8 protein-coding genes and 1 riboswitch are annotated in these 10,974 nt (G+C 64.1%); of the genes, 3 read left to right on the top strand and 5 right to left on the bottom strand.

Annotated features, from left to right (window positions below; genetic code table 11):
* Positions 1-18 precede the first annotated feature (18 nt).
* Positions 19-240, top strand: a riboswitch (cobalamin riboswitch).
* Between the two features lie 160 nt (positions 241-400).
* Positions 401-2,665: a 5-methyltetrahydropteroyltriglutamate--homocysteine S-methyltransferase gene (gene metE, locus ABZ293_RS05060; RefSeq protein ID WP_355177388.1), complete on the top strand. Its 2,265-nt coding sequence runs from the start codon at positions 401-403 to the stop codon at positions 2,663-2,665.
* A 392-nt stretch (positions 2,666-3,057) separates the two neighbouring features.
* Here the strand turns inward: metE and ABZ293_RS05055 are convergent, their stop codons facing one another.
* From ABZ293_RS05055 to prpB, 3 genes are all read right to left on the bottom strand, one after another.
* A complete protein-coding gene (locus tag ABZ293_RS05055) occupies positions 3,058-3,441 on the bottom strand; it encodes a limonene-1,2-epoxide hydrolase family protein (protein WP_354957522.1) in 384 nt (127 codons plus the stop codon).
* Between the two features lie 115 nt (positions 3,442-3,556).
* Positions 3,557-4,687, bottom strand: coding sequence for a bifunctional 2-methylcitrate synthase/citrate synthase (locus ABZ293_RS05050; protein WP_355177857.1), 1,131 nt, complete (start codon positions 4,685-4,687; stop codon positions 3,557-3,559).
* A 2-nt stretch (positions 4,688-4,689) separates the two neighbouring features.
* Positions 4,690-5,598: a methylisocitrate lyase gene (prpB, locus tag ABZ293_RS05045; RefSeq protein WP_355177386.1), complete on the bottom strand. Its 909-nt coding sequence runs from the start codon at positions 5,596-5,598 to the stop codon at positions 4,690-4,692.
* Between the two features lie 26 nt (positions 5,599-5,624).
* On the opposite strand from prpB, the gene ABZ293_RS05040 reads away from it, so the two are divergent.
* On the top strand, positions 5,625-5,840 hold the full coding sequence (locus tag ABZ293_RS05040; protein WP_355177384.1) for a DUF1737 domain-containing protein: 216 nt from the start codon (positions 5,625-5,627) through the stop codon (positions 5,838-5,840).
* An 8-nt stretch (positions 5,841-5,848) separates the two neighbouring features.
* Here the strand turns inward: ABZ293_RS05040 and ABZ293_RS05035 are convergent, their stop codons facing one another.
* Positions 5,849-7,372 carry an MmgE/PrpD family protein gene (locus ABZ293_RS05035; protein ID WP_355177382.1) on the bottom strand — a complete coding sequence of 508 codons (1,524 nt, stop codon included), beginning with the start codon at positions 7,370-7,372 and terminating at the stop codon, positions 5,849-5,851.
* 152 nt (positions 7,373-7,524) lie between these two features.
* Here ABZ293_RS05035 and ABZ293_RS05030 point away from each other — a divergent pair, with 152 nt between their 5' ends.
* A complete protein-coding gene (locus ABZ293_RS05030) occupies positions 7,525-8,946 on the top strand; it encodes a short-chain fatty acyl-CoA regulator family protein (RefSeq protein WP_354957526.1) in 1,422 nt (473 codons plus the stop codon).
* A 499-nt stretch (positions 8,947-9,445) separates the two neighbouring features.
* On the opposite strand, the gene ABZ293_RS05025 is transcribed toward ABZ293_RS05030, so the two are convergent.
* Positions 9,446-10,974, bottom strand: a 1,529-nt coding sequence (locus ABZ293_RS05025; protein ID WP_355177381.1) for a tetratricopeptide repeat protein, incomplete at its 5' end; no start/stop codon positions are given.

The following is a 10,974-nucleotide window of genomic DNA, read 5'->3' as shown; positions in this document are numbered from 1 at the left end:
GATGGAGCCCCAACGTCGCGTGAACGGAGTCGAGTTCGCCCACCGGAATACCGGTGTGCGGACGAGAGGGAACCCGGTGAGAATCCGGGACTGTCCCGCAGCGGTATGCAGGAACGACCGCCGTCATCAGCACTGGGTTACCACCCGGGAAGCGACGGCCAGTAGGTGAGCCCCGTACGGGGTCGGCCAGAAGGCCCGTGCCCGCAAGTCCGAAGACCTGCCAGCCGTGTCGGATACGCCGTATCCGGCGGCCACCGCCTCGTGGATTGGGCGCGCGGACCACCAGTGCGACCTGTCGGGCTCCATGGTTGGTTTTCCAGTCGTTGGATTTTCCGGCACGTCACTTGGTCTCCGTGAGCTCGTAGGGCGATGGTCTTCGATCTCAGCACTGGAGAAATTCGTGACTGTTTCGCATAACCCGTTCACCGCAACGGTTCTCGGTCTCCCGCGGGTGGGGCCGCACCGTGAGCTCAAGCGTGCCACCGAGTCGTACTGGGCCGGACATATCGACACCGAGCAACTGCACGCGATCGCACGCAACCTGCGGCGCAATCAGCTGACCGAATTGCATTCGGCCGGACTCGATGCCGTTCCGGTCGGCACCTTCTCCTATTACGACCAGGTGCTCGATACCGCCGTGCTGCTCGGAGCGCTGCCGCCCCGGGTGGCCGGAATCGCCGATCCGCTGGATCGCTATTTCGCCGCGGCGCGCGGCACCGATACGGTCGAGCCCCTGGAAATGACCAAGTGGTTCGATACCAACTACCACTATCTGGTGCCGGAGATCGGCCCGGAGACCACGTTCTCACTGCACCCGTCGAAGGTGCTGGATGAACTGCAGGAGGCGCTCGCCCTCGGGGTGCCCGCGCGGCCGGTGGTGGTCGGTCCGATCACCTTCCTGAAACTGGCGAAGGCGACGGGCGGTGCCGCGCTCGATCGCCTCGACGAGTTGGTACCGCTCTACCGTGAGCTGTTGCGGCTGCTGGCCGTGGCGGGTGCGGAGTGGGTGCAATTCGACGAGCCGGTGGTGGTCACCGATCTGACCGCCCACGAGATCGACCTGGTCCGGCGCACCTATGCCGAGCTATCGGCCGCGACGGATCGTCCGGCGCTGCTGGTGGCGACCTACTTCGGCAGTCCCGGTCCGGCGCTGGCCGCCCTGGCCGAGACCGAAATCGAAGGCATCACAGTGGACTTCACCACTGCCGCCGATCTCTCCGCGGTGGCTGGGGTACCGGCGCTCGCGAACAAGCTGCTGGTCGCGGGTGTGGTCGACGGCCGAAATGTCTGGCGGGCCGATCTGGATCGGGCGCTGACGACACTCGGCGCGCTGCTGGGTTGCGCGAAATCCGTTGCGGTGTCGAGTTCCTGCTCGCTGCTGCACGTGCCCTACACGCTGGCGCCCGAAACCGGCCTCGACGAACGGTTGCGCTCGTGGCTGGCATTCGGTGCGGAGAAGGTCGCCGAGGTGCGCTTGCTCGCGACCGCACTGAGCGCGGGGCCCGAGGCGATCACCGCCGAATTCGCCGCCGCCCGTTCGGCACTTGCTACCCGGCGCACCGATCCCAGGCTGGACAATCCGCAGGTCCGGGCGCGGTTGGCGGCGCTCGGTCCGGATGCCACCCGGCGGTCCCCCGCGCCGCAGCGACGGGTGCTGCAGGCCGAACGGCTGCGGCTGCCGTCATTGCCGACCACGACGATCGGTTCGTATCCGCAGACCTCGGCGATCCGGCTCGCGCGGGCGGCACTGCGCAAGGGCGAGATCGATGCGGCCGAGTACGTCCGTCGGATGCGCTCGGAAATCGCCGATGTCATTGCGCTGCAGGAGAAATTGGGACTCGACGTGCTGGTGCACGGCGAGCCGGAACGCAATGACATGGTGCAGTACTTCGCCGAACAGCTCGACGGATTCGCCGCCACCGAAGCGGGCTGGGTGCAGTCCTACGGCACCCGCTGCGTGCGGCCGCCGATCCTGTTCGGCGATGTGGCCCGACCCGCGCCGATGACCGTCGACTGGATCGGCTACGCGCAATCGCTCACCGATAAGCCGGTCAAGGGCATGCTCACCGGCCCGGTGACGATTTTGGCCTGGTCGTTCGTGCGCGACGATCAGCCATTGGCGGATTCGGCACGCCAGGTGGCATTGGCAATAAGGGACGAGACGATCGATCTGCAGGCCGCAGGCATTCGGATCGTCCAGGTCGACGAGCCCGCACTGCGGGAGCTGTTGCCGCTGCGCGCGGCCGACCAGGGCGCGTATCTGGAGTGGTCGGTCGGGGCGTTCCGGCTGGCGACCTCAGGGGTATCGGATGCCACCCAGATCCACACCCACCTGTGCTATTCGGAATTCGGTGAGGTCATCGATGCGATCGCCGGACTCGATGCCGATGTCACCTCGATCGAGGCGGCGCGTTCACATATGGAAGTGCTCGACGACCTCAACGCACGCGGCTTCGATCTCGGCGTCGGACCCGGTGTCTACGACATTCACTCGCCCCGGGTGCCGAGTGTGGAGGAGATCACCGCTTCGCTCCGCGCTGCATTGAAAGCCGTTCCCGCCGAACGACTCTGGGTCAATCCGGACTGCGGGCTGAAGACCCGCGGGCCGGTCGAGGTCGAGGCTTCCCTGCGCAATCTGGTCGCGGCCGCGGCCGCGGTGCGCTGAATATCTCGGCATGACCGAATAGCGCCCGCCCTCCCCCGTTCGCGGGGAGGGCGGGCGTATCGGCACCGGGATGCGTGGTCGAGGGGACCACCCGCGCCATCAATGAAATACACTACGTATCAAGGTGATTCGGCCCCAGGAAACGGTCGCAACCGGCGGCGGGGCGGGTACCTGTCACAAACCTCACCGTTGCGCACAATCGGCCGCATCCGCGACCGAGCACCCAATCCCCGTCGCCACCCCGCAGGACATCCCGAGCAACGATCCATACGTAACCCCTCCTCATACGTCGCCATCAGATATCACCCCCGATGCCCTATTCGACGCGCGCCCGACCGATTCGGTTCCCGAATTCCCAAAGATCTTTCCGGGCGGACATGGGGCGGGAACCGCTACTCGGCGGCGTCGGTGCCGAAGGCTCGGTTTATGGCAGCCATATCGAAGTAGTCGCGCCAGGCGGTGATGGCACCGTCGGCGACTTCGAAGACACCCATTACCGGCAGCGGGGTGTCTTTGCCGAGGCCGCGCAGGGTGTCGGTGCGTTCGTTCATCACGATATTGCCGCTGGCGACCTGGTGGTGGATATCGAAGTCGATGGATTCGAAGCTCGTGAGGAATCCGGCGATGAACTCGCGGATGGCGGCACGGCCGTGGATCGGCTCCATCGGAATGTTGTGGTAGACGGCGTCTTCGGCGAAGAAGGCACTGATCCGGTCCGGGTCGGGATCGGCCCAGCTGCGGCACATGGCGGTGACGATATCGTCGGGACTCGACATTCGGTTCGCTCGCTTCCTTGCGCCCATGCGATGGGCGCATCGGTCGATTCGATCTCACCGATTACACCAAACAGTCGCTTGGTCGAGGAGGGCTTCGCCGCGATCATCCGTCGAGTCAGAGCGCCGACGCCCCCGAGACCAGCAGTTCGCGCTGCGGCACCCCGACGTATTCGGACAGCGGACGGATGAGGGCATTGGCGGCGGACTGCTCGATGATGTGGGCGGTCCACCCGGTAATGCGGCTCATCACGAAGATGGGTGTGAACATCTCGATGTCGAAGCCCATCAGGTAGTAGGCGGGACCGGCTGGAAAGTCGAGATTGGGCTCGATGCCGGTGGCCTCGGCCATGGCCTGCTCCAATGCGGTATACATGCGCAGCCAGCGCTGACCGCCGGTCACCTCGGCAACTCGCGCAAGAGCATCGCGCATTGTCGGCACCCGCGAGTCGCCGTTCTTATAGACGCGATGCCCGAACCCCATCACCTTCTGTTTGCCGGACAGCTTCGCGCGCAACCACTCCGCAGCGCGTTCGGGCTCACCGATCTCCAGCATCATGTGCATGACGGCCTCATTGGCGCCACCGTGTAGCGGACCCTTGAGCGCGCCGATCGCCGCGGTGATCGCGCTGTACATATCCGAGCGAGTCGAGGTGACCACCCGCGCGGCAAATGTGGATGCGTTGAAACTGTATTCCGCATACAGGATCAGTGAAATCTCGAAGGCGCGCACGATGCGCGGATCCGGAACCTCTCCGAAGCACATATTCAGAAAGTTCTCCGCGAAGCCCAGTTGTGCGTGCGGCGCAATAGGATCCTGCCCATGGCGGCGGCGCATATCGGCCGCGATCACCGTGGGCAGCGCCGCGGTCAGTCGCAGCGACTTCGCCAAGAGCGCCCGATCATCCTGCGCGGCATCGAGATCCGGATCCTGGGCGCCCAGGTAGCTGACCACCGTCCGGACCACATCCATCGGATGACAGTTGTCCGGCAGCTTCTCGATCAGCGACAGGATCGATCGGTCGACGCGCCGCTGTGCGCGTTCACGCTGGCACAGTAGTTGGAGTTGGGCGGCATCGGGCAGTTCGCCGTACCACAGCAGATACGCGACCTCCTCGAAACCGCAGTGCCGCGCCAGATCCTGCACCGCATAGCCGCGATAGGTCAGCGAATTGGTCTCGGGTACCACCTTGGAGATGCTGGTGGTATCGACCACCACCCCGGCCAAGCCCTTCTTGATATCGGTCATGGTCACTCGCTCACGGTGAAATTGAATATTCCGGAATCGAAGTCGTTGTACTGCTGGTAATCCAGCAATTCGTAGAGTCGTGCCCGGTGCTGCATGTGCCGCACCGATCCGAATTGTGTTCCGGTGTCGGCGATTTCACGCAGACCCCGCTCGACCGCATACATCGCCAAGCGCAATGTGGTTACCGGATAGATAACGGCGTTATAGCCGAGATCGGCCAACGTGCCCGCGGACAGCAGTTCCGACTTGCCGAACTCGGTCATATTCGCGAGCAATGGAATATCCACCGCCGCACGAAACTTCGCGAATTCGGCGGCGTCGGTCAGCGCCTCGGTGAAGATCAGATCCGCACCGGCGTAGGCATATGCCCTGGCCCGGTCGATCGCCGCGTCGAGCCCTTCGGTCCCCCGCGCATCGGTGCGCGCGCAGACGACGAAATTCGGGTCACGCCGGGCCGCGACCGCGGCACGCAAGCGGCGAACCATCTCGGCAACCGGAACCACCGCCTTGCCGTCGAGATGACCACAGCGCTTGGGATTCACCTGGTCTTCGATATGACAGCCCGCCAACCCGGCATCTTCCAGCAGGGTCACCGTGCGCGCTGCATTCATCGGCTCGCCGAATCCGGTATCGGCATCGATCAGCACCGGCAGATCGGTCACCCGCGCGATCTGCTGTCCGCGCGCGGTCACCTCGGTGAGCGTGGTCAGCCCGATATCCGGCAGCGCGAGCTCGGCCGAAACCACCGCTCCGGAGACATAGACGCCTTCGAAGCCGAGCTGCTGAATCAGCTTGGCCACCAGCGGATTGAATGCCCCGGGCCAGCGCTGGAGCCGACCGGAGGTCAACCCGGCCCGCAGCGCCACACGCTTATCGGCCGCACTCGTGGCGGCGGCCAGCAGTCCGGTCACCGCGACCGCCGCCCTAGGCTGGACCGATGAGCGAAGCTTCGCACAGCGATTCGATGCCGGGTGGTGGGTCCGAAGATCACCGCCTGCGCTACCGACTGATCACCGGCGTCGACGACGCTACCTTCTGCGAGCGGATCAGCGGCCTGCTCGATCAGGGTTACCGGCTGCACGGATCGCCCGCCGTCACATTCAACGGCACCGAGGTGATCGCCGCACAGGCGCTGGTCTGGGGCAAGGAGTAGGACGAGCATCAGAAGATCCCCTCCCGTGCCATCGGCGCCCGCCTCAGGACCTCGGGCGATACGGTGAACGTCAGCTGATCCAGCGCACCGGCGGCCAATGCTGGCGTGCGCTGCACCGCGTCGAGGAAGCGTTGCTGCTCTGCGGGATCGATGACACCCTCGGCGAGCGTTCGGAACTTCGCGAGGTACTGCTCGCGGGCGAACGGCCGCGCGCCGAGCGGATGCGCATCGGCGACCGCGAGTTCGTCGATGATCGTTTCGCCGCTTTTCAGGGTCACGACAGCCCGTGCCCCGAATGCCTTTTCATTCGGATCAATGGCGTGATAGCGGCGGGTCCACTCCGGATCCTCGACGGTAGAGATCTTGCGCCACAGCGCGACGGTATCGGCCCGGCGTGCGCGCTCGGGCGCATACGACCGCTCGTGATGCCAGCCGCCGTCTTGCAGCGCGACCGCGAAGATATAAGGAACGGAATGGTCGAGCGTCTCCCGACTGGCCTGCGGATCGAACTTCTGCGGATCACCGGATCCGGTGCCGATCACCACATGCGTGTGCTGACTGGTGTGCAAAACGATCGTGGCGATCTGATCGAGATCGCCGATGCGCGACCGCATTCGGCGCGCGAGATCGATGGGTGCCTGACTCTGGTATTCGGCCGAATGCTCCTTGGTGTAGCTGTCCAGGATCGCGCGCTTGGCTTCGCCCGGGCTCGGCAACGGCACCTGGTATTCGGCGTCCGGACCGCCGAGCAGCCAGGCGATGACGCCGTCCGCGCCCTCCCAGATCGGCGCGGGCGCACCCTCGCCGCGCATGGCGCGATCCACCGCCTCCACCGCCATCTTCCCGGCAAATGCGGGGGCATAGGCCTTCCAGCTGGAGATTTCACCCTTGCGGGATTGCCGGGTCGCGGTGGTGGTGTGCAGCGCCTGCCCGATCGCCTGATAGATCGTCTCGGTGCCGAGTCCGAGTAGCGTCCCGATGCCCGCGGCGGCGGACGGACCGAGGTGGGCGACGTGATCGATCTTGTGCTCGTGCAGACAGATTCCGCGCGCCAGATCGATCTGGATCTCGTAACCGGTGGCCAGGCCACGGATCAGCTCGGCGCCGCTGCGGCCGGTGTGCTGGGCGACGGCGAGAATCGGCGCGATGTTATCGCCCGGATGCGAGTACTCGGCGGCGAGGAAGGTGTCGTGAAAATCGAGTTCGCGCACCGCGACTCCATTGGCCAACGCGGCCCACTCCGGCGACACCCGGTCGGGCGCGGACAGCCCGAAAACGGTGGCACCCGCCCGACCCGGCCGCGGCATGTACGGCTGCGCAAGAGCCTGTGCCCGCGCGCTGGCCACCGGTCCGCGGACCAGGGCGGCCGCGGCGACGGCCGCATTGTCGATGATCCGGTTCACGATCATCTCGGTCACCTCGGCGCGCACCTCGACCGGATCGGCGGCAACCTCGGCAATCTTGGCGGCCAGATGTTCCGAGCGCGGAAAGTCCTCGGCGGCGCCGCGGGCGCGTACGATATGTGTCTTCATCCATCCTCCGGTTCCATGCGGCGGGCCAGCTGCCCCACTTCGCACGCTACGCAGGATTGATCGACGGCAAAATCCCTTGCAACAGCAGATTTCTGCGGGCGAGAATCACGCATTTTGCGATGTTTGCAAATTCCGAGGGCTACCATCTTGCGGTGCGCAAGATGTACGCGGGCGCCCGACTGAGGCGGTTGCGCGAAGAACGGCGGATGACCCAGGCGGCACTGGCGAAATCTCTCGATCTATCGCCCAGCTACCTCAACCAGCTCGAGCGCGACCAGCGACCGCTCACCATCCCGGTGTTGCTCAAACTCAACGCCACCTTCGACCTCGACGTGCAATTTTTCGCCGCCGACTCCGATGCCCGCTTGGTATCGGATCTGCACGAGGTGCTGGTGGACGCGGCGGGTGGCGATAGTGCGCCGCTGACCGAGGTGGAGGAGCTCGCGACGCGACTACCGGAGGTCGCCCGGATCGTCGTCGCGATGCATCGGCGACTGCGCGCCGCGACCGATCAACTCGATCTGCTCTCGGCCCGGGTGGCCGCGCCGACCGGTGCTCCCGGTGTGCCCATGCCGTACGAGGATGTCCGGGACTTCTTCTACGACCACCACAATCACATCGCCCAACTCGATCACGCGGCCGAACAGCTCTTCGAGGAGTGCGGCCTGAGCATCGGCTCGCTCGATCGGCAACTCGCCAGGGTGGCCGAGGAGCGCGCCGGAGTGACCGTGCTGGTGCGTGGTGATGGCGCGGATCCGTCCATCCCGAAACGGCATTACGATCCGGACAGCCGCACCCTGACCCTGGCGCGGCGGCTGCGTCCCGGGCAGCGCGCCTTCCAGATCGCCACCACGCTCGGATTTCTGTTGTACGGCAGGGACCTGGATGCTGTGCTGGCCGAAACACCGTCACTCATCAGCGAATCCCGGACGCTGGCGCGGATCGGGTTGGCCAACTATTTCGCGGGTGCGCTGGTGCTGCCCTACGGGCGCTTCCTGCGGTCGGCCGAGGAGCTGCGCTACGACATCGATCTGCTCAGTCTGCGTTTCGAGGTCGGCTTCGAGACCATCTGCCACCGGTTGAGCACGCTGCAGCGGCAGGGGCAGCGCGGTGTTCCGTTCTTCCTCGTCCGCACCGACCGCGCGGGCAATATCTCGAAACGCCAGTCCGCCACCGCATTCCACTTCTCCCGAGTCGGCGGCAGCTGCCCGCTGTGGGTGGTGCACGAGGCCTTCGCGAATCCCGGCCGCACCCTGACCCAGATCGCTGCGATGCCCGACGGCCGCCGCTATTTGTGGATCGCCCGCACCGCACTGACGGCGCCGCACGGATTCGGCACGGCCACAAAGGACTTCGCGATCGGCCTGGGTTGCGATATCGAATACGCCGACCGGCTGGCGTATTCCACCGGGCTGCATCTGGACAATCCGGCCGCCGCGGTGCCGATCGGTGCGGGCTGCAAGGTCTGCGAGCGCCCCTCCTGCCCCCAGCGCGCGTTCCCGCAGATCGGCAGTCCGCTCGCGATCACCGAACATATGAGTACTGATCTGCCCTATCCACGGATCGGACGTTGATACCGGCGTGCACCCTCCGAAACTGCGCGATCTCCAGTCGCCAGGAGGTGGCATGCGCCGCATATCCGAGCCAGAATGGGGTGCTGCGCCAAATGCAAGTAGCCGCGTAGCGAGAATTCACTGCCACGCCGCGACGACATCGTCCGTAACCCAGAGGAGGTAGATTCTCGCCTGATTGGTCGCCTCGGCAATTCCAGCCCTAGACACCACTCCCAGTCCGGTCGGCCGGGTTCTCAGCCGGAAACCTGAACCGTCACCGCCCGCAGTGTTCCAAGATCCCGACAGTCGGTGCGACTGACTTCCTAGTATCAACACAGCGCGAAGACGACCTCGATGACGCCCATACCCGACACAGCGGGCGCGTCGACACCTTCGGGCGACTACAGCCCCATGCTGAAATCCGATTCAGCACGCCAATCTGCGCGGTCTAGTAGTTGAGCCGCTGCCGCCGATATGGTGGACGCGTCCACCATCCGCACCTTCAACTGGTGTTGGCATGCTAACTGAACGCGAGTCCGGTAATAGTCGTGAAATAGGTTATTGCCGAACTGATTTCGGGTGCACCTAGATGTTGGTAGATGGCGATAGCCTGCCTGAGTTCAATGACACCACTCAGTGTATCGCCGAGGTCAACATGGCAACGGGCACGACCCTCTAACGCGCGTCCTTCTTCAAGAGGAATACCTATCTTACGTGCAAGGGACAGCGCTTCAGTGAAGCTGTCCAACGCTACACCAGGCAGACCGATTGCGATAGACAGCGTTCCGAGCTCACTGAGGGTGTGGGCCTCACCGAACCGGCTCCCGAATGTCCGATAAAGGGCCAACGCTTTCTGGAGCAGATTTGTAGCTTCGATGTGGTTCCCTATCCTCCGTTGCATGGTGCCGAGGTGGTCGAGGGTGAGGGCTTCCACATGCCGCGCGTTGAGCTCGCAGCAGATGTCGAGTGCTTGTTGGTGCAGGGTTATGGCTTCGGTGTAGTTTCCCGTCATCTGTTCCGCGGTGCCGAGGTGGTCGAGGATGAGGGCTTCGCTAAACCGATCGCCAACTTCGCAGCAGATGTCGAGTGCTCGTCGGTGCAGGGTTATGGCTTCGGTGCAATTTCCTGTCAACCGTCGCACACTGCCGAGGTGGTCGAGAGCCGTGGCTACGCCGCGTCGCGTTTTGAGTTCGCGATAGAGGTCGAGTGCTTGTTGGTGCAGGTTGGCGGCTTCGGTGTAGTTCCCAGCGAATTGCTGCACGACGCCGAGATTATTGAGGGCGTTAGCTTCACCGTGTTGGTTGCCGAGTTTGCGATAGAGGGCCAGTGCTTGTTGATGCAGTTTGGAGGCTGCTATATGGGTCTCGGTCGTTCTCTGTAAAATACCCTGCTGGTCGAGCGTGTTAGCTTCACCGAGTTGGTTGCCGAGTGCACGGTAGAGCTCAAGTGCTTGCTGATGCAGAGTGGCGGCTTCAGTATAGTTGCCGATCAATCTCTGGAAGATTCCAAGATTATTCAATGTATTAGCGTGACCGTTCTTGTCGCCGAGTTCGCGATAGAGGGCCAGTGCCTGGTGTGACAGATCGGCGGCCTGTAGATATTTTGCGGTCCTCTTCCCCAGATCGCCGAGGCTGTAAAGAGTATTGGCTTCGCCCAATTGACTGTCGAGGCTGCGGTAGATCTCCAACGCCTGCTGGTGCAGGTTGGCGGCTTCAGCGTAGTCTTCGATTGCCGTTTGCAGAGTGCCCAACGTGTAGAGTGTGTTCGCTTTGCCAGCTTGGTCGCCGAGTTCTTGGTAGAGGGCCAGTGCCTCGCGTAGCAGTTCGGCGGCCTGAAGATATTTTGCGGCTATCCGCTGCAGATCGCCGAGCCGGTAGAGGGTATTCGCTTCGCCGAGTTGGTTACCAACGCTGCGATAGATCGCCAACGCCTGCTGGTGCAGGTTGGCGGCCTCAGCGTAGTCTTCGATTGCCGTTTGCAGAGTGCCCAACGTGTAGAGTGTGTTCGCTTTGCCAGCTTGGTCGCCGAGTTCTTGGTAGAGGGCCAGTG

The sequence above is a fragment of the Nocardia sp. NPDC005998 genome (genome assembly GCF_040614395.1).
GTDB lineage: Bacteria > Actinomycetota > Actinomycetes > Mycobacteriales > Mycobacteriaceae > Nocardia.
The sequence above is the reverse complement of the archived record's forward strand: the minus strand, read 5'-3'. Positions and strand labels throughout refer to the sequence as shown.

Coding starts and splice junctions, on each gene's coding strand:
- ABZ293_RS05055 (WP_354957522.1), bottom strand. CDS start 3,441: ATGTCGAGTCCCGACGATATCGTCACCGCCATGTGCCGCAGCTGGGCC.
- ABZ293_RS05050 (WP_355177857.1), bottom strand. CDS start 4,687: ATGACCGATATCAAGAAGGGCTTGGCCGGGGTGGTGGTCGATACCACC.
- ABZ293_RS05040 (WP_355177384.1), top strand. CDS start 5,625: ATGAGCGAAGCTTCGCACAGCGATTCGATGCCGGGTGGTGGGTCCGAA.
- ABZ293_RS05035 (WP_355177382.1), bottom strand. CDS start 7,372: ATGAAGACACATATCGTACGCGCCCGCGGCGCCGCCGAGGACTTTCCG.